Consider the following 22,295-nt stretch of genomic DNA (forward strand, 5'->3'; position numbering starts at 1 on the left):
TCTAGCGGCTCGACGTTTCGGCGGTCTTGACGATGCGGATGGCCTCGAGCCGCGTCTTCACGCCGAGCTTCGAGTAGATGTTGCGGACGTGGAACTTCACGGTGTCGCGGCTCACGCACAGCGCGCTGGCGATCTCTTCGTTCGACAGGTAGTCGACCAGCATCGCGAGCACCTTGTGCTCGCGCTTGGTGAGGGGTTCCAGCGCCGCGGCACGCCAGGGGGTGTCCGCAGGGGCGGGCTCGGTGCCACTGATCTCGATCAGTCGTCCCAGGAGGTTGCGTGCCTCGGCGCCGTTCTCGGGGGCGGCGGCCGGCAGGTTGGCATGGGCGCGCAGCAGCGCCGCCAGTGCCGGGCCTTCGTCGAGGAACATGCGCACGTAGCGGCCGGGCGCCGCGAGTTCCAGGGCCAGCTGCAGGCAGCGGTGAGCCGGCCGCGTCTGACCCAGGCTCTGGTGCGCCAGCGCGGCCAGCGTTTGCAGCCGGATCTGTCGGTGCACGCGCCCCTGGCGCTGTGCGGCCGCCAGGCAGGCGCCGATCTCGTCGAGCGCCTGGACCGCACGCCCTCCATGCAGGTCGAGCCGGATACGGCCGATGCGCGGCCCGTCGGTCTCCTCGGAGAAGCGCACCCAGTCGTCGGTATCGCTCCGGCCGTCCGGGTGCAGCCTGGTGGCAAGCGTCTGCGCCCGATCGACGCGGCCCGCGACCAGTTCGCGGCGCACCCGCTCGCCCTGTATCAATTGCACGGCGCGTGGCCAGCGGCCGTTGTAGCTCAGCCGTTCGGCCTCTTCCAGGGTCTCCAGCGCGAGCGCGAGCTCGCCGCGCTGGTCGCGGATGCGGGCGACCGCCCGATAGCAGACCACCAGGTAGTCGTGCAGCGAGGCCTCGACGATCATGTCGTGGAACTGCTCGAACAGCGCCAGCGCGTCGCCGGTCTGGTCGGCTTCGTAGAGCGCCATCACCAGCGCACAGGCCAGGCAGGCCTTGGAGACCGATTCCTCCAGCACCATGCGCCGGTCCGAGATCGCGCCGCGCAGGTGCTCCACGGCTTCGGGCAACTGCCCTTGCGCCACCAGCGTCAGGCCCGAGTGCACCAGCGAGTAGGCCAGCGTGAACGTCGCGTTCGATTGCTCGCTGAGCGAACGGCCCTGCGCCAGACTGTGCAGCGCCGGTCCGAACTCGCCTCGCATCATGCCGACGAACCCGCGCACGTTGTGACCTGCGGCGAGTTCGAAATTCCGGAAGCGGTTGGACGTCGGCTCGCGGTGCTCTGTATGCGCCACGTAATCCAGCGCGCGTGCCGGATCGTCCTGCAGGATGGCGGCCATCGACAGCGCCAGACGCGGGTCGCCTTCAACCAGGCGCCGCGCCAGGTTGGTGCGCAGCACCGGCAGCAGCGGTGCGAGCTGCTCGTGCCGGATCAGGAAGGTGAAGGCCCAGGCCAGCTTGACCGCGATGCCCGGCCGCCGCGACGCGGCATCGGCCGGCAAGCGGTGCGACCACCGGTCGACGGTGGCGAAGTGACCGTCCGGCACCAGCGCGTCGGACCAGCGGTCGAAGACCTCGCAGGCTCGGTCGTCGTCACCGGCGCTGAGATGGTGGTGCAGCGCCTCTTCCAGATGACCCTGCGACTCGAACCAGGCGGCGGCGCGGCGATGCACCGCCGCCAGTCGCTCGGGTTGCGCACGCGCCAGCTGTTCCTGCAGGAAGTTCGCGAAGATCGCGTGGTAGGTGAACCAGCCTTCGCCCGACTCCAGGCGCCGTACGAACAGCCCGTCGCGTTCGAGCGAGGCGAGCATTTCCTGCGCGTCGCTGCGACCGAGCACGTCGTCGCACAGCGCGGCCGACATGCGCGACAGCACCGATGTCTGCAGCAGAAAATCCTGCACCGGCGGCGCCTGCTGGCCGAGCACGTTTTCGGCGAGGTAGTCGGCCACCTCGCGCGGCGCGCCGCCGCGGCCGCTGGCCAGCGAGTGACGCACCGAGGCCGAGCCCAGCGCGAGCCGGTACAACTGCACCGCCGCGGGCCACCCTTCGGTGCCGCTGAAGATGGCCTCGAGCTCGGTGTCGCTGACGCTCAAGCCGCGATCGGTATCGAACACGTGGCGCATCTCCTCGCGTGAGAAGCGCAGGTCCTCGGCGCTGACCACCAGGGCCTCGTCGCCCACCACCAGCCGCGGCAGGCCGACTTCGGGAACGATGCGGCTCGCCAGGAACCAGCGAATGCGGTCGGGCGCGTTCGTGATCAGTTCGCGCAGCAGCCGCAGCGCGCCCGGGTCGGTGATCGCGTGCAGGTCGTCCAGGAACAGGGCCACCGGCCGGCCCAGTTCGAGCAGCCGGCCGATGAGCCAGTCGGACCGCGGTGTGATGGTGCCGGCACTCCCGGCGTAGTCCTCGTTCGGCGCGGTCGGCGACTGCGAACCCAGCACGGTCAGCAGCGCCTGCAGATGGCCGAGCAGCCGGCGGATGTCGTTGTCGCTCTCGTCGAGCGACAGCCAACCGGTGAGGGCACCGCCGCTCGCGCTGGCGGCCCGGGCCTGCAGCATCAGGCTGGTCTTGCCGTGGCCTGCCGGACCCTGGAAGACCACGACCCGCGCTGCGGCTTCGCCGAACAGGCGGGCCAGCAACGCGCTGCGCTCCACCGCGTGGCGGTGCGCTCGCGGGGGCAGGATCTTGTGGTTCAACGGCAGCGGCGCGAAGCCGGCCGGTACGGCGATCTTCAAGGGCGGGAAACCGGAGGAGAGACGGGAACGACGTCGGCGCGGAGATTCTGCCTACGCAGCCTGAGCTTTGCTGCGGTGCAAACCCGTTCGGCCCGCCGTTGTGCAGAGGCCTACGGGAAACCACTAGCCCGCGCGTCGTCCAAAAACTAGCCCGCGGGCGGGGGCGTTTGGCTTCGATCATCGCGATGATCCGCTGCAGATCGGCGCACCGTGTGCGCATTCGCGCGGCCGGCAACGAAAGGGACAACACGCAATGGACAAGGCAATCTCTACCCCGGGCCCGATGGGCCGCAGTGAGCGGACCTCGCTCGATGTCGTCGTGGTCGGCGCCGGCTTCGCCGGCCTCTATGCCTTGCACCTGCTGCGCAAGAAGGGCCTCTCGGTGCGGGTGTACGAGGCCGGCGACGGGATCGGCGGCACCTGGTACTGGAACCGCTACCCCGGTGCGCGCTGCGACATCGAGAGCATCGAGTACTCCTACTCCTTCGACGAGCAACTGCAGCAGGAATGGGACTGGCCGGCGCGCTACGCCGACCAGGCCGACATCCTGAAGTACATCAACCACGTGGCCGACCGCTTCGACCTGCGGCGTGACATCCAGCTCGAGACGCGGGTCGAGTCGGCCCACTTCGACGAGAAGTCCAGCCGCTGGACGGTGACGACCAACCGCGGCGAGACGGTCTCGGCCCAGTTCTGCATCATGGCGACCGGCTGCCTGTCGACGCCCAAGCAGGTCGACGTCGAAGGCATCGGCGACTTCGCGGGGCAGTGCTATCACACCGCGGCGTGGCCGCGCGGCGGCGTCGACTTCGGTGGTCGGCGCGTCGGCATCATCGGCACCGGCTCGTCGGGCATCCAGGCCATCCCGCACATCGCGAAGCAGGCCAAGCACCTGACGGTGTTCCAGCGCACACCGAACTTCAGCATCCCGGCCTGGAACCATCCGCTCACCGAGGACCAGCGGCGCATCCAGAAGGCCGAGTACGCCGACCTGCGCCGGCGCGAATGGAACTCCACCCTCGGCATCTCCCGCTTCCCTGCGAACCCGGATCGCGCGCTCGACGCCACGCCCGAGGAACGCGAACGCGAGTACGAGGCCCGCTGGGCGATGGGGGGCCTGAGCTTCTACACCTCGTATGTCGACCTGTTGGTCGACCCGGCAGCCAACGAGACGCTCGCCGAGTTCGCGCGCCGCAAGATCCGCCAGAAGGTCAAGGACCCGAAGGTGGCCGAGATGCTGGTGCCCAAGGGCTACCCGTTCGGCACCAAGCGCCTGTGCGCCGACACCGACTACTACGAGACCTACAACCGCGACAACGTGACGCTGGTCGACCTTCGCGCCACGCCGTTCCAGAAGTTCTCCGCCAGTGGCGTCACCACGCAGGACGGGCGCTTCCACGAACTCGATGCGCTGGTCACGGCCACCGGCTTCGATGCGCTCACGGGCACGCTGTGCAACATGGACATCCGCGGGCGCGGCGGTGAGACGCTGGGTGACAAGTGGAAGGCCGGGCCGCGCACGGCGCTGGGCATCATGAGTGCCCGGTTCCCGAACATGTTCGTCACCACCGGCCCGGGCAGTCCCTCGGTGCTGTTCAACATGATCCTCGGCAACGAGTACCACGTCGAATGGATCGTGCGGGCCATCGAGGACGTGCGCAAGGCCGGTCGCGTCGCCATCGAGCCGACTCAGGCGATCGAGGACTTCTGGTGCCAGCACGTCACCGACGTCGGCAACCAGACACTCTTCACGCAAGCCGACTCCTGGTACATGGGCGCCAACGTGCCGGGCAAGCCGCGGCAGATCCTGCTGTACCTGGGGGGGTTCCCGGCCTACAAGGCCACCTGCGAGGACATCGTCGCGAAGGGCTACGAGGGCTTCGCGTTCGGCTGACCGGTATGCACGTCCACCGACTGTTCGACTTGAGTGGCCGCATCGCGGTCGTCACCGGCGCCGGCCAGGGGCTGGGCGGCGAGATCGCCGAGGCGATGGCCGAGGCCGGCGCGCACGTGGTCTGCGCCGACATCGACGAGGCCGGCAACCAGCGCACCGCGGCGCGTGTGCGCGCGCTCGGCCGCGAGGCGCTGGCGTTGCGCTGCGACGTCACGCGCGAGGCCGACGTCGTCGCGCTGTTCCGTGCCGCCGACGCGCATTTCGGCGCCGTCGACATCACGTTCGCGAACGCCGGCATCGCCGACCCCGTGCCGCGGCGGCTCCACGACTACCCGAGCGAGGACTGGCACCGCGTGCTCGCGGTCAACCTGACGGGCGTCTTCCACACCGATCGCGAGGCGCTGAAGATCATGGTGCGGCAAGGGCGCGGCAAGCTGATCAACGTCGCGTCGATGTGGGGGCTGGCGGGCGCGTCGAGCGTGTTCCCGATCCCGGCCTACAACGCGAGCAAGGGCGCGGTCGTCAACCTGACGCGTGAGCTCGCGCTGGAGTACGCACCGCACAACATCCAGGTCAACGCGATCTGCCCCGGCTTCTTCCGGACCCGGCTGGCCGAAGGTGCGTACGACGATCCGGACTTCGTCGCCGCGATCACCGCGTTCACGCCGATGGGTCGCGTCGCCGACGCGAGCGAGATGAAGGGCACGGCGCTGTACCTGGCGTCGGATGCGTCGAGCTACACCACCGGCCTGATGCTGGTCGCCGACGGCGGCTGCATGGCCAAGTGAGCGGAAGGGAGCGAACCGATGGGGGCCGACTGAAGGGCCGGGTGGCCGTGGTGACCGGGTGCGCGTCCGGTTGGGCCGGGCGATCTCGACGCACTTTGGCCGCGAACATCGGCTTCACGCGCGCGCTGGCGTTGGAACTCGGCGCGCATGGCATCACCGTCAACGTCCTGGCATCGAGCCCGGTGCGGCACTGAGCCGTGCTCCGCCGCCTCACCAGCGCGTGCGCGCCCGCTCGTCCAGCAGGTCGCCGTAGATGCGCCAGCGGCTGGCGCTGATCTCGCCGCGCTCGACCGCGGCGATCACCGCGCAGCCCGGCTCGTGGCGGTGGGTGCAGTTGTAGAACTTGCAGCCGCCGGCATGGGCGCGCAGGTCGGGCATGTAGGCCGGCAGCTGCTGGGCCTCGATCTGCTGCAGGCCGAACTCCTGGAAGCCGGGCGAATCGATCAGCGCGCTGTTCGTCGCGCGGTCCAGCCAGTACCACTGGGTGGTCGTCGTGGTGTGGCGCCCGGAGTTGAGCGCCTGCGAGATCTCGCCGACCTGGGCCCGGGCGCCCGGCAGCAGCGCGTTGATCAGCGTGCTCTTGCCGGTGCCCGACGGGCCGAGCACCAGCGTGGTCCGCCCGGCGAGCAGTTCGTTCAGCGTGCCGGACGCAGCGTCGAACGCGTGCTTCAAAGACAGCTCGATCACCGCATAGCCCATCGCCCGGTAGGGTGCGAGGCGGGCGCGCTGTGCGTCGGCGTCCGGCAGGTCGGTCTTGTTGAGCACGATGGTGGCGTCGATGCCGGCCGATTCGGCGGCGATCAGCGCGCGCGTGAGCTGGGACTCGCTGAATTGCGGGTCGACCGCGAGCCAGATCAGCAACTGGTCGAGGTTGGCTGCGAAGGACTTGGTCTTCCACTCGTCCTGGCGGAACAGCAGGTTGCGGCGCGGCTCCAGGTGCTCGATCACGCCCTCGTCCTGGTCGCCGCCGACCGGCAGCCAGCGCACGCGGTCACCGACGACCAGCGCGCTCTTCTTGCCGCGGGGATGGCAGATCAGGCGGCGGCCCTCGGGCGTCTCGACGATGTAGTGGCGGCCGTGCCCGGCCACCACGAGACCCAGGTCGAGCTCGACCGGACGGGTCAAGCGCGCCCCTTGCGCTTCATGTGAGCAGGGCGTCGAGCTTCGCCGCGCAGATGAAGTCGTTCAGCGAGATGCCGCCCACCGAGTGGGTGTTGAAGCGCACCGCGCAGCGGTCGAAGCTGACGGCGAGATCGGGGTGGTGGTCCTCGCGGTTGGCGATCCAGGCCACCGCGTTCACGAAGCCGATGGTCTCGTGGTAGTTCGCGAAGCTGTAGGTCTTCTCGATCGAACCGTCGACGAGCGACCAGCCGACCACCGTCTGCAGGTGCTTGCCGATCTCGTAGGGCGTCATGGCGCCTTCGGCCTGCGGCAGGCAATGCTGTTCGGACAGTTTCGTCATGCCAGGGCTCCCATCGCGGCCAAGCGCTCCGAAGCGGGCGGATGCGAGTAGTAGAAGCGCACGTAGAGCCGGTCCGGCGTCAATGTCGAGGCGTTGTCCTCGTAGAGCTTGAGCAGCGCGCCGCCGAGATCGCGGGCGCTGGTCTGCGCGCAGGCGTAGGCATCGGCCTCGAACTCGTGACGGCGCGAGAGCCCGGCGAACAGCGGCGTGACGAAGAAGCTGAACACCGGGCCGACCAGCAGGAACAGCAGCAGCGCGAGCGCGTCGTTCGGTGCATCGAGGCTGGGCCGCACGCCCAGACCGGCATAGAACCAGACCTGCTGCGACAGCCAGCCGAGCAGCGCGAAGCCGGCGAGGCTCAGAGCGAACATCGCGACGATGCGCTTCGTGACGTGGCGGTGCTTGAAATGCCCCAGTTCGTGCGCCAGCACCGCCTCCACCTCCGGCGGCGACAGCTTGGACAGCAGCGTGTCGAAGAACACCACGCGCTTGGCGGCCCCGAAGCCGGTGAAGTAGGCGTTGGCGTGGGCCGAGCGGCGACTGCCGTCCATCACGAACAGGCCCTTGGCCGCGAAGCCGCAGCGCGCCATCAGCGCCTCGACGCGCGCCTTCAGCGCACCGTCCTCGAGCGGCTGGAACTTGTTGAACAGCGGCGCGATGACGGTCGGGTAGAGCACCAGCACGAGCAGGTTGAACCCCACCCACACGGCCCAGGCCCACAGCCACCACGTCGAGCCGGCGGCGCCCATGAGCCAGAGGATCAGCGCGGCGATCGGCAGCCCGAGCAGCGCGCCCACCAGCACGCCCTTGGCCTGGTCGGCCAGCCACAGGCCGGGCGTCATGTGGTTGAAGCCGTGGCGCTGCTCCAGACGGAAGGTGGTCCAGGCCTCGAACGGCAGGTCGATCAGCCCGGTGATCAGAGCGAATGCCGCCAGCAGTGCGAGCTGGTAGCCCAGATCGCCGAGCGAGGGTCGGGCGTGGGCGAGCAGCCAGCCGTTCAGCGCATCGAGCCCGCCCAGCAGCGTCCAGCCCAGCAGCACCGCGGCGCCGAAGGCGGTGGTCAGCAGGCCCAGGCGCAGCTTGGCGAGCGTGTAATCGGCCGCGCGCTGGTGGGCCGGCAGGCTCACGGTGGCTTCGAACGCCGCTGGCACGCTGTGGCGGTGGGTGGCGACATGGCGGATCTGGCGGCTGGCGAGCCAGACCCGCAGCAACAGGGAGCCGACCAGGAAAGCCGCGAAAAGCACGGTCAGGACGCTTGTCGTCATGGATGGTCAGTGTACGTGTTGACCGACAATCCGCAGCTAGCAAGGATCCCCCCATGACCGACACCGCCACCGCTTCCTCCCCGCTTGCCAAGAGCGAGCAGAACCTGATCTGGATCGACCTCGAGATGACCGGGCTCGATCCGCTCAACGACCGCATCATCGAGATCGCGGTCGTCGTCACCGACCCGGGCCTGACGGTGCGCATCGAAGGCCCGGTGTTCGCGGTGCACCAGAGCGATGCCGTGCTCGACGCGATGGACGCGTGGAACAAGGGCACGCATGGCCGCAGCGGCCTGATCGACCGTGTGAAGGCGTCGACCGTCGACGAGGCCGCTGCCGAGCGGCAGGTGATCGAGTTCCTGAAGGCGTACGTGCCGGCCGGCAAGTCGCCGATGAGCGGCAACTCGATCTGCCAGGATCGACGCTTCCTCGCGAAGGACATGCCCGCGCTCGAGACCTTCTTTCACTATCGCAATCTCGATGTCAGCACGCTCAAGGAGCTGGCGCGGCGCTGGAAGCCGACGATCCTGGATGGCTTCAAGAAGGCCCAGGCGCACACGGCGCTGGCCGACATCCACGAGTCGATCGACGAACTGGCGTATTACCGCGAGCAGTTCCTCGCCCTCTGACGCGGCGCCGGTCCGGAACGACAAAGGCCCGGCCTCTGTGGGAGGCCGGGCCGCTGCGCTCGGGGATGTCGGTCCAGGAACGCGGGGCCCCGTGGGGCCCGTGTCGACGACGGAGGTTAGTGGCGAGGCGGGTTGCCACCGCCGTCAGTGAACCAGTCGTCCTTGGCACTGCGTTCCCACGACGACACCTGCTTCTCGGCCTCGTCCTTGGCCACGCCGTAGCGCTCCTGGATCTTGCCGGCGAGCTGGTCGCGTCGTCCCGCGATGACGTCGAAGTCGTCGTCGGTGAGCTTGCCCCATTGCTCTTTGGCCTTGCCCTTGAGCTGCTTCCAGTTGCCTTCGATGCGGTCCCAGTTCATGTGCGGATCTCCTTCAGCTAGGTTGGAAAAAAGCGAAGGGCGGGATCAGCCCTTCACGACGATGGAGTTCTTCACGTCCTTCACGCCGTTGGCACGGCGCGCCAGCACTTCGGCCTGCGTCTTTTCGGTGGCCGTCTTCGCGAAGCCTGACAGTTGCACGGTGCCGTTCAGCGTCTCGACGCTGATCGCGCTGGCGTCGACGGTCTTGTCTTCGACCAGCTTGGCCTTCACCGACGTGGTGATCGTGGTGTCATCGATGTACTGCCCGACGGACGACTGTCCGCGCTGGACGGCGCAGCCGCTGGTGACGACGAGGGTGGTGGCCGTGGCGGCCGCGATGAGCAAGGTACGGAAGTTCATGGTCTATCTCCTGGGGACTTGGGGTTGTGGGAAGTGGTTGTAACGATGAAGGCTCAGCTTTCCAGCAGGTCCTTCATTTCGTCCGCGTGCTCTTCCTCGTCACGCAGGATGTCTTCGAGCAGGCGGCGGGTGGTCGGATCGGTGTCTCCGATCAGGCCGATCATCTGGCGGTAGCTTTCGACGGCGACGCGCTCGGCCACCAGATTGGCCCGGACCATCGCCTTCAGCTCGCTCGACGTGTCGTAGTCGGCATGGCTGCGGCCGCTCAGGCTGTCGGGCGAGAAGTCGGGTTCGCCGCCGAGTTGCACGATGCGCTGCGCGAGCTTGTCCGCGTGCGCGGCTTCCTCGTTGGCGTGCACCATGAATTCCTCTGCGACCTTGGGCGATGCCATGCCGTGGGCCGTGAAGTGATGCCGCTTGTAGCGCAGCACGCAGACCAGCTCCGTGGCCAGGGCGTCGTTGAGCAGCCTGACGATGCCGTCGCGCCAGGGGCCATAACTCGGCGTCACTGCGCCATCGTCCAGATGCGTCGCGGCGGCTTCGAGCGCCGTCTCGTCGAGCGCCAGGGGTTCGGTGTGCGAAATGTTCTTCCTCATTGAAACTCCTTGCGTGTGGTCGTCATCACTGATCGTCGTGCTTGCTGCGGCGCAAGGTGCGGGCATCCGCACTGCCGCTGTGCTGCAACTTGGTCTTCGAGCGGGGCCGAGACTCAGGCCGCTGGTTGTTGTCTTGCTGATCGCGCTGGCTGCTGACGAGCCCCAGTCCGACCAGCACGGCGAAGACTGCGATGAGCACCGCGTACCAGGCGGAAATCGGCGTCGCCGCAGGATCGAAGAACTCGGCTTGCGCCGAGGCCGTGTTGGCGATCAACAGGCTCGTCGCCGAGAGAAGGAGGGCGGGGAACTTCATGGATTGAGAGAGGTTTTGCGGATCGAGCGGCGTCGGTCTGTACCGAACCGATGCCGTTCTGCACCGTTGACCTCACTGTAGAAATCCACGTGCTCGCGAGGTATCAGCGGCGGACGCGAGGGCGTGTAGGACGCGGCGCCATCGCGGTGTGCGTCGAACGAGGGACGTCGATCGCTGCCGCGACCCGGCGATCGGCGAAGCGACCGACGGTCTCGAAGGCGGGCAGGGCGAGGGAGATCGCTCGTCGGACGCGCACCGCGGCGCGCGGATCAGCGCGTCGCGGCAGCCGCCGGTGGTAGCGGGTCCGCGGTGGTCTCTCGCGGAGCGGGGTCGTTGGCCGCCGTGGTGGCTGCGGGCGACGACGGCGTGGCCGGAGCGGGGCCTGGATCGGTGGCTTCGTCGCGATCGGCCGCCGAATCCGCCGGGGCCTGTCCGGCCAGGCTGGCCAGCAGTCGGCTCAGGTCACCGCTCGCCAGCAAGCTCGCCAGGCCGCCGGCGCTGAGCCAGCGCGACGGCCCGCCGCGGGGCCACAGGGCCGACAGGAGCAAGGACGACAGCGCAGCCTGCGGCAACCAACGCCAGGGCCGCACGGCCACCAGCAGGGCACCGACGCCGGCTGCCAACGCGACCAGACGCAGCGGATGGCGTTCTGCCAGTGAACCCAGGATGCTGCGTGCCGCAGGCGCCGCGACCTCCGCGGCGATGTCGGACACCTGGCGCAGCGGATGGCGCTCCCACCAGCGCTTCAGCATCGACGTGAGCACGTCGAGCGTGTTTTCGTCGCCCGCGCCCGGCGATGCGTCTGCATCGTTCGGCCGCGTCTCGGAAGATCGCTGGGGATCGCGCCGTGGTGGCCGGCGCGTGCCGACCCAGGTCTTGCGCAGTCGTGCGCGCGAGCGCTCGAGGCGCTCGATCGGCGTCAGCTCTTCAGGCGGTGCCGGTGCGGCGTCGGGCTTCACGGCGCAAGGCCTTCACGCACCAACGCCATGTCTTCGCGCAGTTGCGCACGCAGGTTGCCGAAGGCCGGACGCTCGTCGATGCGACGCGCGACGAGCACGCCAGCCACGGCTACGAGACCGGGAACCAACGGCACCGCCCATAGCAGCCACGCGCGCCCGGTCTCAATCGATGGCAGCGCAGCCCAGAACATCAGGGCCACGCCACCGAGGATCAGGGCCGCGAGAGCGGCCACCGCGGCGATGGCAAGCCACAACAGCCGCTGCGCCCAATGGACTTGCAACTGCTGCCACTCGTCGCTTGCCAGATCCGCATAGGCCGCCGCATGCTCGACCAGGGCGTCGGGCTCGCTGGCCAGCACGCGGAGCAGCGGCAACATGGTGGTGGCAGCGGTCGCTCGTGGACCGGCGATCAGCGGCGGTCGCTGCGGCGGTGCGACAGGAATTGCGCCACCGCCATCAGCGCGGCGCCGGCCGCGGCGGCGATCAGGACCGCCTTCACCGGCTCCTCCTGGACGTAACGCACGCCACGGTCGCTGGCGTCCAGCGCGCGTTCGCGCAGTTGCACGGTGCGGTCGCGCACCGCGTCGTAGCCGCGATGCGCCAGATCCTCGGCCTGGTTCGCCAGGCGAACCGCCGCCGGAATGACGCGCTCGCGCACGCCGTTCACGGTCTGCTCGGCGCTGTCGGCCAGGCGGTTGGCGGCGTCGGCGGCCTGTTGGACCTGGGGTTGGATCGATGCGGTGCGGGGGGTGGACATGGCAACTCCTTGCGAGGTTGTGGAAAAGAGTATGCGCCTCTGCGGCGCGCGAAGGACAGCGCTCGTGCGATGGGCCTCAGCCCTTGCGGATCAGGCCGAACAGGAAGCTGGCGACGGCGAGGATCACGAACACGAAGAACAGGATCTTGGCGATGCCGGCAGCGCTGGCGGCGATGCCGCCGAAGCCGAAGACGGCCGCGATCAGCGCGATGACGAAGAAGACGACGGCGTAATGCAGCATGATGGGCTCCTCTGGTTGAAACGGCTCCCGGTGGGCCGGGAGGCCGGTGCGGGAATCGCGCCGGACCGTGGGCTCACTGTAGGAGCGGGCCCTCTCCCGACCTATGAGACGCTACCGCCGTGCCCTGTCGTCCGCCGCTGCGCGCCGCTGTAGGACGGCGCTCACGCATGCGTTCGGCCGGCGCCTGCTCCACCGTCGTCCGACGCGGCAGGGGCCTGCTGCTCGGGTGCCCGTTTCGGCAAGCGAGCACTCAGGCGCGCACCCTGACCGGGCTGGGACTCGACCGTCATCTCGCCGCCTTCGGCCTCGACACGGAAGCGCATGCCGGCAAGGCCGTGTGCGCCACTGCGCACGCGGACCGGATCGAAGCCGCCGCCGTCGTCGCTCACCGAGATCTCGACGCCCTGGTCGTCGATCTCGCTCAGCCGCACGTCGACCTGCGTGGCCTTCGCGTACTTGGCGATGTTGGTCAGCGCCTCCTGCACGAAACGGTAGATCGTGAGGTCGCCGCTGTCGCCCAGCTTCACCGGGGCGAAGTCGGTGTGGACGGCGATGCCGGAGCGCTCTCCGAACTCGCGGGTCAGGATGTCGAGCGACACGGTCAGCCCCAGATGGCCCAGCGCCGAGGGCCGCAGGTCCTCGATGATGCGGCGCTTGAGCGCGATCCCGCTGTTGAGCGCCTCGTTGAGGTGGGCCAGCCGCTTGGTGGCCTCGGGGGTCACGTTCGGCAGGTGGCTGCGCAGCCGCGCGACGTCGAGCTTGGCCGAGGTCAGCAGCGCGCCGAGTTCGTCGTGCAGTTCGCGCGCGAGATGGCTGCGTTCGCTTTCCTGCGTGGTCTGCAGGTGGCGCGCCAGCACAGTGAGCTCGTGCGTGCGCTGGTTCACCTCCGACTCGAGCAGGTCGCGCTCGGCCTGCAGCGCCGCGCGCCGGCGTTCGCGCTCGAGGCTCAGCTCGCGGGTCTGCTTCAGGTAGAAATAGAACGCCAGCACGCTGAGCACGGTCATCGCTGCCACGCCGAGCCGGCTGATCAGCAGCGTCTGCTTCACTTGCGTCTGGTGATCCTGCAGCCGCTTCATCTCGATGCCGATCAGGCGATCGACCACGACCCGTATCGTCTGCTGCATCTCGAGCCCCACGTCGAGTTGCAGCAGGCCGCGCCAGGCGTCCTCGCGGCCCTCCCGGTGCAGCTGGATCGTCTCGGACATCTCCGACAGCTTCTTCTCGATGGCACGCGCCAGCGTTTCGAAGTCGGCCAGCTGGGCCGGGTGGGCCAGGTAGTACGTCGACAGGGACGGCAGCAGCTCCTTGATCTGCTGCACCGCGTTGCTGTAGGGCGTGAGGTAGGCGTCCTTGCCGGTCAACAGGTAGCCGCGCTGGCCGGTCTCGGCATCGACCATGTAGCGCAGCACGCGGCCGACGTGGATGCGTGCATCGACGGCGGCGTTGGTCTCCTGGATGGCTGCCAGCGAGCGGTGGTAGGAGGTCTCGCTGATCAGCAGCAGCGCCAGCGCCACCAGCAGTGCGAGCGGAAAGCTGAGGGCGGACTTGCGCCACAGACGAGTGCGTGTCATGCGGGAGGCTCGGCGTGATCGCCGACGGATGAGGGTGTGCAGGATGCACGAGTCACCACGGGCGACCTAGAATCGATCGCACCGCGGCCCTGATCAGCGAAGTCCATGTCCATCAAAGTTGCGATCGTCGACGACCACGCCATCGTGCGTGCCGGTTTGCGCCAGTATCTCGCCGAGCAGATGGATCTGCAGGTCGTCGCCGAGGCCTCCAACGGACGCGAGGCGATGGACCTGGTGCGGGCCGGCGGCATCGACGTGTTGATCCTCGACGTGTCGATGCCCGACCAGAACGGCGTCGACGTGCTGTCGGGCATCCGCGCGCGCGCGCCCGAACTGCCGGTGCTGATCCTCAGTTCCTACCCCGAAACGCACTACGCGACCGCCTTGCTGAAGCAGGGCGCGAGCGGCTACCTGAACAAGGAGTGCGATCCGCAGGAGATCCTCACGGCGGTGCGCACCCTGTCGCGCGGGCGGCGCTACATCACGCCGGCCGTGGCCGAGTTGCTGGCCGATCAGCTGGGCGGCGGCAAGGCGGATGGGCTGCCTCACGAGCAGCTGTCCGAACGCGAGTTGCAGGTGTTCCTGCGGCTTGCACAGGGCGAGACCATCGGGGCCATCGGCGAGAGTCTCTCGTTGAGCGTGAAGACGGTGAGTACCTACCGCACGCGGGTGATGGAGAAGATGAAGCTCGCGTCCAACAGCGACCTCACCTACTACGCGCTGAAGAACGGCCTGATCCAGTAGCGAGCGCAGGGATGCGCCGGCGGCGCACCGGCGCTTCAGGCCACGGGTGCGGGTTGCGCAGCATCCGGCAGGTGGCCGCAGAAGTCGATCAGACCGTCGATCTCGTTGGACTTGTCGAACACCGCATCGGCGCGCAGCTCCATGCACTTCATGCGCAGGTCGATCGTCGCGTAGTTGCTGAAGACCACCAGCTTGCGCTGCGGGGGCCGCTGCTTGCAGGCCTGCAGCACGCCGAGCCCCGAACCCTGCTTGAGGAACAGGTCGACGATCAGCAGGTCCCAGCCATCGGGATGCTCGGCCAGCCACGCGAGCGCGCCCGCTTCGCCATCGGACCAACCGACCACGGAAACGGGCGCCAGTTCTTCGAGGGTATCAATGAGGTTGGCCCGGATGACCGGGCTGTCTTCGACGATGAAAACGCGGCGCGATGGCATGAACTGCAGGACAGGAGTGAGCGGAGCCGTCGGATCGCCGCCGCCTCCGTGTGTGTCAATGAATGTTATCGGGGCCGGTGGGGCCGCCGCGTCAGTGCTTGGCGTCTGGCGTTGTAGTCCATTTCCTACAAGACAGGCGATGCGACACGGCATCGGCTCTCAATCCGGTGCAAGGTGACCCACTTGCCACGCCGGAATGGCCCGCTCCAGCCAGGCGCGCACCGAGCTGTCGCCTGGCAGCGTCGGCAACCCGAGTGCGGTGGCGGCCGCCGCCAGCGTGACCACCGGATCGGACAGGTCCAGCGGCGGCGCGCCGTGCTGCTTGCTGAGTTTTTCACCGTCGGCCGCGCGCACCAGCGGCGTGTGCAGGTAGCGCGGCGTCGGCAGGCCGAGCGCACGCTGCAGCAGCATCTGCCGGGCCGTGTTGTCGGCGAGGTCCTCGCCGCGCACCACGTCGGTCACGTTCTGGGCCGCGTCGTCCACCACCACCGCCAGCTGGTAGGCCCAGAGGCCGTCGGCGCGTCGCAGCACGAAGTCGCCCACCGCCCGATCGACGGCCTGCGACTGCGCGCCCAGCCGCCGGTCGTGCCATTCCACCGGCGCCGCAGCCGGCACGCGCAGCCGCCAGGCCCGGGCTCGGCGTTCGTGCAGCCCGCCGTTCTCCGGCCGGCAGGTGCCCGGGTAGACGAGTTCGGCATGGCGTGACGGCCGCAGGCCGCGGGCTGCGTTCGCCGCGGCGATCTGTTGCCGCGTGCAGGCGCAGGGATAGGCCAGGCCCGCCAGCAGCAGGCGATCGAGCGCGGCCTGGTAGTGCGCGCTGCGCTCGCTCTGGCGTAGCGGCGGCGCATCGGCGTGCAGCCCGAGCCGTTCGAGCTGGCGCAGGATCTCGTCCGCGGCGCCGGACACGCAGCGCGGTGTGTCCACGTCCTCGATGCGCACCAGCCACAGCCCGCCGTGCGCGCGAGCGTCCAGCCAGCTCGCCAGTGCCGCGACCAGCGAGCCCGCATGCAGCGGGCCGGTGGGAGAGGGCGCGAACCGCCCGACATAGGAGGAACGCGGGCGCGAGCTCACCGCGAGATCTCGTCCTGCAGCATGCCGGTGCTTCGCCCGGACTCAGGGCGCGGCGGGTGCGAGTTCGGCGAGCGACGCCAGCAGGTCGCCGAAGCGCTCGCCCTGCACCACCACGTGCGCGCGCAATGCGGTGGCTGCGGCCTCGGCGTCGCCGGCCAGTACCGCGCGGACGATGGCGTCGTGCTCGGCGTACGAGGTGTTCATGCGGTTGCGTACCCGCAGTTGCAGGCGCCGATAGGGCCGCAAGCGGCGGTTCAGCGACTGGGCCTGCTCGTTGAGGAAGCCGTTGTGGCTGCCCTCGTACAGCGCGAAATGGAAGCGCTCGTTGCACAGGTAGTAGGCCTCGGGATCGCTGTCGGCACGTGCCTGCTCGCAGGCCTGGTGGGCGCGCACGAGGTCGGCGCGCTCCTTGTCGGTCATGCGGCGCGCCGCCAGGCGACCGCACATGGCCTCCAGCTCGCTCATCACCTCGAACATCTCGATCAGTTTTGCGGGACCGATCGAAGCCACCACCGCGCCGCGCCGCGGCCGCAGTTCGATCAGGCCTTCGGCGGACAGCTGGATCAACGCTTCACGGACCGGCGTGCGCGAGACACCGTGGCGCTCCACCAGTGTGGCTTCGTCCAGCGTGCTGCCGGGTGCGAGTTCGCCGGTGGCGATCTGTTCCTCGATGAGATCGCGAAGCTGTCCCGATATCTTCATGACCCTATTTTTGCATGCCACAACCCCATCAGGGCATCCACCAGGGTTGACGACAAGTTTGATGATTGTTTTAATGTATACATAAGAATATCTTAGACATACATAAGGCGAACCACAAGGAGACACGCCATGCTTCAGAAGACAGCCTTCCTCGCCCTGCAGCGCTCGATGCCTTCGGTCGTCGTGGTGCTCGCCGCCCTTCTGTCGAGCGGCCCGCAGCTGGCGCTCGCGCAGGCCTGGCCTGCCAAGCCGGTGACGGTCATCGTGCCGTTCCCGGCCGGTGGCGGCACCGACGCCTTCGCGCGGCCGCTGTTCGCGCAGTTGACGAAGCAACTCGGCCACCAGGTGATCATCGACAACAAGGGTGGCGCCGGTGGCAACGTGGGCGCCACGCTGGCGGCCAAGGCCGCGCCCGACGGATACACCTGGTTCATGGGCGCGGTTCACCACGCCATCGCGCCGGCGGTCTACCCCAAGCTCGACTACAACCTCGGTGCCGATTTCGTGCCGGTGGCCCTGCTGTCGAGCGTGCCGCAGGTGATCGTCGTCAACCCGCAGCGCCTGCAGGTCAAGGACGTCAAGGAGTTCCTGGCCTATGTGCGTGCCAATCCGGGCAAGGTGAACTACGGCTCGGCAGGCAACGGGACCTCGCACCACCTCGCCGGCGAACTGTTCAAGCTGCAGACCCAGACCTTCATCACGCACATTCCCTACCGCGGCGCCGGGCCGGCGCTGCAGGACCTGATGGCGGGGCAGGTGGACGTGATGTTCGACGGCCTGGGCTCGTCGGCGGCGCACATCAAGGGCGGTCGTCTCAAGGCGCTGGCGGTGGCCGGCGAGAAGCGCGCCACCGGCTACCCGGACATCCCGACGGTCGCCGAGAGCGGCGTGCCGACCTACCAGGTGGCCACCTGGTATGGCCTGTGGGCGCCGAAGGGCACGCCGCAGGCGGCGATCGACCGCATGACCGCCGAACTGCAGAAGGCCCACGGCACGAAGGAGATCAAGGATGCCTGGACGACGCTGGGCGCCGACACGCCCACCCTCTACGGCGCGGCCTTCGGCGACTTCGTCACCTCGGAGACCAAGCGCTGGGCCGGCGTGGTGAAGGCCTCCAACGTCAAGCTCGACTGAGGTCGGGCGCGGGGCGCAATGCTTGGGCGGGCCGGGCGGGAGACTTCGACGAGTGCGCCCCGTGGCACGGCGCCCCAAGGACTACGATGGCAGCACACCCACCGGATGTCGCCATGCCAGTCCGCGTCGACGAGGAGATCACCTTCCGCAGACTCGAGATCCTCCTGGCTTTCATGGAGACCGGAAATCTCGCGCGTGCCGCGGAGAAGCTCGACACCAGCACAGTCAGTGTGCATCGTGCCCTGCATGCTCTCGAGAGCGGACTGCGCTGCGCGTTGTTCCGACACGAAGGCCGCAACCTGCATCCCACCGACGCGGCGCAGGCGCTTGCGGAGGTCGCGCGCGATGTGCTGCGCACCATGGCGGAGGGCATCCGTTCTGCCCGCGAAGTAGCGGGCTATTCGGCCGATCGCATTCGCATCGGATCGCTCTACTCGCTGACCCACCAGACGGTTCCGGCGCTGGTCATGGGCATGAAGCTGCGCAAGCCCGACGTCCAGACCGAACTCGTCCTCGGCTCCAATGCCGATCTGCTGCAGAAGTTGCGCGACGGCAGCGTCGATGCTGCGCTGATGGGTTCGCCCGAGAGCGCCGCCGACATCGAATCGGAACCCCTCTTCGAGGACGACATCTTCTTCGCCGCACCTGCCGGCTCGCGCTACGCGGCGTTGGAGGAGGTCGATCTGTCCGTGTGCGCCGAGGAGCGTTTCGTCTCCCTGAGCGAAGGCTTCGTCACCTACGGTGGATTCGTCGAGTCGTTCCGCATTGCCGGCTTCACGCCGAATGTCGTCATGAAGACGGGCGACATCTTCTCGCTGATGAACCTGGTGAGTGGCGGCATCGGTTGCACGCTGCTGCCGGGGCGGGTGCGCAGTGTGATGCCGCGAGACGTGCAGTTCATTCCCTTGCAGCCCAGGTACCTGATGCGCCAGACCATCGGCTTGCACTTTCTGCGCACGCGCGAGCGCGACCCGAACCTGCTGGCGCTGCTGACCGTGTGCCGACTCGCAAGGGCCAAGCCCCTTTGAGGGTGGGCATCCACGCGCGCGGGTTAACCCTCGATCGTTTCATCCGGCGTAATCGTCGACCCCGCTGCTTCATTGATCGTCCCGGACGGCGTGCGTACCTTCTGCCCACGCACAAACGGCGCCTTGCGCGCCGTACCAAAACCCCGTCGGAGACAAATCGATGAGTGCTCACTGGATTTCCATCTACACGTTGATCGGCATGTTCGTGCTCGCCACCGTGCTGCCGATCAACATGGGCGTGATCGCCTTCGTGGGCGCCTTCCTGGTCGGCACGCTGGTGGCCGGCATGAATGCCAAGGCCATCATGGCCGGCTTCCCCGCCGATCTGTTCCTGACCCTGGTGGGCATCACCTACCTGTTCGCGCTGGCGCAGAACAACGGCACGATCGACTGGCTCGTCAAGCTGGCGGTGCGGGCGGTACGCGGGCGCATCGCCGCCATTCCGTGGATCATGTTCTTCATCGCGGCGTTGCTCACGTCGGTCGGCGCGGTCAGCCCCGCGGCCGTGGCCATCATCGCGCCGATCGCGCTCGGCTTTGCCGCCAAGTACGGCATCAATCCGCTGCTGATGGGCCTGATGGTCGTGCACGGCGCGCAGGGCGGCGGCTTCTCGCCGATCAGCATCTACGGCGGCATCACCAACAAGATCGTCGCCAAGGCGGGCCTGCCCCTGAGCGAGATCACGACCATGCTCGCCAGCCTGGGGGTCAACCTCACGGTGTCCCTGCTGCTGTTCTTCCTGCTGGGCGGCATGAAGCTGGTGCGTCAGAAGGCCGACGCGAGTGGCGAAGTCCCTGCCGTGCGCCGGACAGCGCACGGTCAAGGCGGGGCCCAGGTGTACGGCGACGCTGAAGCAGAGGCGCTCACGGAAGAGCACCGCACCGCCATGCGGGACGACGACTCCCTGATGAATGCCGCGCCGGTGGCATCCGCGGACGCGGGTTCACGCGCCTATCAGTTGGCCACCGTGGCCGGCCTGCTCGCGTTGGCCGTGCTGACGCTGTTCTTCAAGCAGGACATCGGCTTCGTGTCGATCTCCATCGGCCTGCTGCTGACGCTGATGGCCCCCAACCTGCAGAAGCGTGCGCTGGGGCAGGTTTCCTGGCCGGAGATCATGCTGATCGTGGGCGTCAGCACCTTTGTGGGCGTGATGGACAAGATGGGCACGATCGACTTCGTGGGGCACAGCGTCGCCGGACTCACCTCGCCGATGATGGCTGCGCTGCTGCTGTGCTTCGTGGGGGCCGTGGTGTCCGCCTTCGCCTCGTCGACCGCAGTGCTCGGGTCGCTGATTCCGCTGGCGGTGCCCTTCCTGCAGGGCGACACCGGCGTCAGCGCCATCGGCTTCATCGCCGCCATGGCGGTGTCGTCGACCATCGTCGACGTGAGCCCGTTCTCCACCAACGGTGCGCTGGTGCTTGCCAATGCCAAGGGCATCGACCGCGACGTGTTCTTCCGGCAGCTGATGGTGTACGGCGCCATCGTGACCCTGGTGGCCCCGGTGGTGGTGTGGCTGCTCTTCGTCGTGCTCTGAGGCCGCCGTTGAGCGTGGTCTGAATTCAACCCAACCCATCGGAAACCCATGGACGCCAGACACTGGAACTCCAAGGCCGACGAGCGTGACGCCCGGCTGGCGCGCGCGAGCAGCGCGCTGGGCGCACGGCTCACCGGCAAGTGCGTCGATGCCGCGGCGATCACCCCCTTGCTCGAGGCGGTGATCGCTTCCGGAGACCGCGTCTGCCTCGAAGGCAACAACCAGAAGCAGGCCGACTTCCTGGCGAAGGCGCTGGTGAAGATCGATCCGAAGCGGGTCCACGGACTGCACATGGTGCAGTCGGTGCTGGCCCTGCCCGAGCATCTGGACCTCTTCGAGAACGGCATCGCATCGCGGCTCGATTTCAGCTTCTCGGGGCCGCAGGGCGCGCGTCTGGCCAAGCTGGTGTCGGGCGGTCGCATCGAGATCGGCGCGATCCACACCTATCTCGAACTGTTCGCGCGCTACTTCGTCGACCTCACGCCCAAGGTGGCGCTGGTCGCCGCGCAGGCGGCCGATGCGCAAGGCAACCTCTACACCGGCCCCAACACAGAAGACACGCCGGCCATCGTCGAGGCCACGGCTTTCTCCGGCGGCATCGTGATCGCACAGGTCAACGAGCTGGTCGATGGCAAGACCACCACGCTGCCGCGCGTCGACGTCCCGGCCGACTGGGTCAGCTTCGTCGTGAAGGCACCGCACCCCAACGTCATCGAACCGCTCTTCACGCGCGATCCCGCGCAGATCAGTGAGATCCAGGTGCTGATGGCCATGATGGCGATCAAGGGCATCTACGGCGAGTACGGCGTGCAGCGTCTGAACCACGGCATCGGCTTCGACACGGCGGCGATCGAATTGCTGCTGCCGACCTACGGCGAATCGCTCGGGCTCAAGGGCAGGATCGGCAAGCACTGGGCCTTGAATCCGCACCCGGCGCTGATTCCCGCCATCGAGGCCGGCTGGGTGGAGTCGGTGCACTCCTTCGGCTCCGAGCTCGGCATGGAGGACTACATCCGCGCTCGCTCCGACGTCTTCTTCACCGGGCCGGACGGCAACCTGCGCAGCAACCGGGCCTTCTGCCAGGCGGCCGGACACTATGCGTGCGACATGTTCATCGGCTCGACCCTGCAGATGGATCTCGACGGCAACAGTTCCACCGCGACGCTGGGCCGCATCGCCGGTTTCGGTGGCGCGCCCAACATGGGCGCCGATGCGCGCGGCAGGCGCCACTCCAGCCCCGCCTGGCTGAAGGCCGGCCGCGAGGCGCGCTCCGGCCGCAGCGGCGCCGCAGGCACGCCGCGCGGACAGAAGCTGGTGGTCCAGATGGTCGAGACCTTCCGCGAGCACATGCAACCCGCCTTCGTCGATAGGCTCGACGCCTGGACGCTGCAGGAGCAATCCGGCATGGAGCTGCCACCGATCATGATCTACGGTGAAGACGTCTCGCACATCCTGACCGAAGAAGGGATCGCGAACCTCCTCCTGTGTCGCAGCGATGCCGAGCGCGAGCAGGCGATCCGTGGCGTCGCCGGCTACACCGCCGTGGGGCTGGCGCGCGACAAGCGCGCGGTCGAGAACCTGCGCGACCGCGGCGTGATCCGCCGGCCGCAGGACCTCGGCATCGATCCACGCCAGGCCACGCGCAATCTGCTGGCGGCACGCAGCATGCGTGATCTGGTCGATGCGTCGGGCGGCTTGTACCAACCCCCGAGACGGTTCAGAAACTGGTAGCAGG

The 22,295-nt window shown here is 68.3% G+C and carries 25 protein-coding genes; 9 read left to right on the forward strand and 16 right to left on the reverse strand.

What is annotated here, in order from left to right:
- Position 1: 1 nt before the first annotated feature.
- Entirely contained in the window at positions 2–2,719 is a 2,718-nt protein-coding gene (locus ASC67_RS08030) for a LuxR C-terminal-related transcriptional regulator (RefSeq protein ID WP_056317599.1), read from the reverse strand.
- A gap of 283 nt (positions 2,720–3,002) precedes the next feature.
- Here ASC67_RS08030 and ASC67_RS08035 point away from each other — a divergent pair, with 283 nt between their 5' ends.
- From ASC67_RS08035 to ASC67_RS21000, 3 genes are read left to right on the forward strand one after another with little or no spacing between them, the layout of a single operon-like run.
- Positions 3,003–4,613 carry an NAD(P)/FAD-dependent oxidoreductase gene (locus tag ASC67_RS08035; protein WP_162245624.1) on the forward strand — a complete coding sequence of 537 codons (1,611 nt, stop codon included), beginning with the start codon at positions 3,003–3,005 and terminating at the stop codon, positions 4,611–4,613.
- A 5-nt stretch (positions 4,614–4,618) separates the two neighbouring features.
- Positions 4,619–5,401 carry an SDR family NAD(P)-dependent oxidoreductase gene (locus ASC67_RS08040; RefSeq protein ID WP_056317606.1) on the forward strand — a complete coding sequence of 261 codons (783 nt, stop codon included), beginning with the start codon at positions 4,619–4,621 and terminating at the stop codon, positions 5,399–5,401.
- Between the two features lie 41 nt (positions 5,402–5,442).
- On the forward strand, positions 5,443–5,595 hold the full coding sequence (locus ASC67_RS21000) for a hypothetical protein (protein ID WP_235566259.1): 153 nt from the start codon (positions 5,443–5,445) through the stop codon (positions 5,593–5,595).
- A gap of 16 nt (positions 5,596–5,611) precedes the next feature.
- Here the strand turns inward: ASC67_RS21000 and rsgA are convergent, their stop codons facing one another.
- The 3 genes from rsgA to ASC67_RS08055 are packed head-to-tail and all read right to left on the reverse strand — an operon-like array spanning position 5,612 to position 8,128.
- Entirely contained in the window at positions 5,612–6,526 is a 915-nt protein-coding gene (gene rsgA / locus ASC67_RS08045; RefSeq protein ID WP_056317609.1) for a ribosome small subunit-dependent GTPase A, read from the reverse strand.
- Between the two features lie 16 nt (positions 6,527–6,542).
- Complete coding sequence (locus ASC67_RS08050) at positions 6,543–6,863, reverse strand: 4a-hydroxytetrahydrobiopterin dehydratase (protein ID WP_056317614.1); 321 nt, start codon at positions 6,861–6,863, stop codon at positions 6,543–6,545.
- Positions 6,860–8,128 (reverse strand): M48 family metallopeptidase, encoded by a 1,269-nt coding sequence (locus ASC67_RS08055; RefSeq protein WP_056317618.1) that lies wholly within the window; start codon positions 8,126–8,128, stop codon positions 6,860–6,862. Before ASC67_RS08055 ends, ASC67_RS08050 begins: the two co-directional genes overlap by 4 nt.
- A 53-nt stretch (positions 8,129–8,181) precedes the next feature.
- Between ASC67_RS08055 and orn the strand changes: the two genes are divergently transcribed.
- Positions 8,182–8,757 (forward strand): oligoribonuclease, encoded by a 576-nt coding sequence (orn, locus tag ASC67_RS08060; protein ID WP_056317623.1) that lies wholly within the window; start codon positions 8,182–8,184, stop codon positions 8,755–8,757.
- A 116-nt stretch (positions 8,758–8,873) separates the two neighbouring features.
- Here orn and ASC67_RS08065 read toward each other — a convergent pair whose 3' ends face one another.
- The 9 genes from ASC67_RS08065 to ASC67_RS08100 form a co-directional block, all read right to left on the reverse strand.
- Positions 8,874–9,116, reverse strand: coding sequence for a CsbD family protein (locus tag ASC67_RS08065; protein ID WP_056317627.1), 243 nt, complete (start codon positions 9,114–9,116; stop codon positions 8,874–8,876).
- A gap of 45 nt (positions 9,117–9,161) precedes the next feature.
- The gene (locus ASC67_RS08070; protein ID WP_056317630.1) at positions 9,162–9,476 is read right to left on the reverse strand and encodes a BON domain-containing protein; all 315 of its coding nucleotides are present in this window, start codon (positions 9,474–9,476) and stop codon (positions 9,162–9,164) included.
- 53 nt (positions 9,477–9,529) lie between these two features.
- Positions 9,530–10,072 carry a bacterioferritin gene (locus ASC67_RS08075; RefSeq protein ID WP_056317635.1) on the reverse strand — a complete coding sequence of 181 codons (543 nt, stop codon included), beginning with the start codon at positions 10,070–10,072 and terminating at the stop codon, positions 9,530–9,532.
- Between the two features lie 25 nt (positions 10,073–10,097).
- Positions 10,098–10,385, reverse strand: coding sequence for a hypothetical protein (locus ASC67_RS08080; RefSeq protein WP_056317638.1), 288 nt, complete (start codon positions 10,383–10,385; stop codon positions 10,098–10,100).
- A gap of 269 nt (positions 10,386–10,654) precedes the next feature.
- A complete protein-coding gene (locus ASC67_RS08085) occupies positions 10,655–11,344 on the reverse strand; it encodes a hypothetical protein (protein WP_056317641.1) in 690 nt (229 codons plus the stop codon).
- Positions 11,341–11,721, reverse strand: coding sequence for a hypothetical protein (locus ASC67_RS08090; protein ID WP_056317644.1), 381 nt, complete (start codon positions 11,719–11,721; stop codon positions 11,341–11,343). The genes ASC67_RS08085 and ASC67_RS08090 overlap by 4 nt, the downstream gene beginning before the upstream one ends.
- A gap of 32 nt (positions 11,722–11,753) precedes the next feature.
- Positions 11,754–12,101 carry a hypothetical protein gene (locus ASC67_RS08095; protein ID WP_011830487.1) on the reverse strand — a complete coding sequence of 116 codons (348 nt, stop codon included), beginning with the start codon at positions 12,099–12,101 and terminating at the stop codon, positions 11,754–11,756.
- A gap of 76 nt (positions 12,102–12,177) precedes the next feature.
- Positions 12,178–12,342: a DUF1328 domain-containing protein gene (locus ASC67_RS20220; RefSeq protein WP_082535889.1), complete on the reverse strand. Its 165-nt coding sequence runs from the start codon at positions 12,340–12,342 to the stop codon at positions 12,178–12,180.
- 161 nt (positions 12,343–12,503) lie between these two features.
- Complete coding sequence (locus ASC67_RS08100; RefSeq protein ID WP_056317647.1) at positions 12,504–13,913, reverse strand: CHASE3 domain-containing protein; 1,410 nt, start codon at positions 13,911–13,913, stop codon at positions 12,504–12,506.
- A gap of 105 nt (positions 13,914–14,018) precedes the next feature.
- Between ASC67_RS08100 and ASC67_RS08105 the strand changes: the two genes are divergently transcribed.
- Positions 14,019–14,657, forward strand: coding sequence for a response regulator transcription factor (locus tag ASC67_RS08105; RefSeq protein ID WP_056317650.1), 639 nt, complete (start codon positions 14,019–14,021; stop codon positions 14,655–14,657).
- Positions 14,658–14,692: 35 nt separating this feature from the next.
- Here ASC67_RS08105 and ASC67_RS08110 read toward each other — a convergent pair whose 3' ends face one another.
- From ASC67_RS08110 to ASC67_RS08120, 3 genes are all read right to left on the reverse strand, one after another.
- Complete coding sequence (locus ASC67_RS08110; RefSeq protein ID WP_056317652.1) at positions 14,693–15,091, reverse strand: response regulator; 399 nt, start codon at positions 15,089–15,091, stop codon at positions 14,693–14,695.
- 159 nt (positions 15,092–15,250) lie between these two features.
- Entirely contained in the window at positions 15,251–16,162 is a 912-nt protein-coding gene (gene gluQRS, locus ASC67_RS08115; protein ID WP_056317655.1) for a tRNA glutamyl-Q(34) synthetase GluQRS, read from the reverse strand.
- A 42-nt stretch (positions 16,163–16,204) separates the two neighbouring features.
- Positions 16,205–16,864, reverse strand: coding sequence for a GntR family transcriptional regulator (locus ASC67_RS08120; protein WP_056317662.1), 660 nt, complete (start codon positions 16,862–16,864; stop codon positions 16,205–16,207).
- Positions 16,865–16,993: 129 nt separating this feature from the next.
- Between ASC67_RS08120 and ASC67_RS08125 the strand changes: the two genes are divergently transcribed.
- From ASC67_RS08125 to mdcA, 4 genes are all read left to right on the forward strand, one after another.
- Positions 16,994–17,998 (forward strand): tripartite tricarboxylate transporter substrate binding protein, encoded by a 1,005-nt coding sequence (locus ASC67_RS08125; RefSeq protein WP_056317666.1) that lies wholly within the window; start codon positions 16,994–16,996, stop codon positions 17,996–17,998.
- 113 nt (positions 17,999–18,111) lie between these two features.
- Positions 18,112–19,026 (forward strand): LysR family transcriptional regulator, encoded by a 915-nt coding sequence (locus ASC67_RS08130; RefSeq protein ID WP_056317669.1) that lies wholly within the window; start codon positions 18,112–18,114, stop codon positions 19,024–19,026.
- A gap of 160 nt (positions 19,027–19,186) precedes the next feature.
- Positions 19,187–20,560 (forward strand): SLC13 family permease, encoded by a 1,374-nt coding sequence (locus ASC67_RS08135; protein ID WP_056317671.1) that lies wholly within the window; start codon positions 19,187–19,189, stop codon positions 20,558–20,560.
- A gap of 48 nt (positions 20,561–20,608) precedes the next feature.
- Positions 20,609–22,291, forward strand: a complete 1,683-nt coding sequence (gene mdcA / locus ASC67_RS08140; protein WP_056317675.1) for a malonate decarboxylase subunit alpha — start codon at positions 20,609–20,611, stop codon at positions 22,289–22,291.
- Positions 22,292–22,295 lie beyond the last annotated feature (4 nt).

The organism is Methylibium sp. Root1272 (assembly GCF_001425905.1).
In the GTDB taxonomy this organism is placed as follows: Bacteria; Pseudomonadota; Gammaproteobacteria; order Burkholderiales; family Burkholderiaceae_C; genus Methylibium.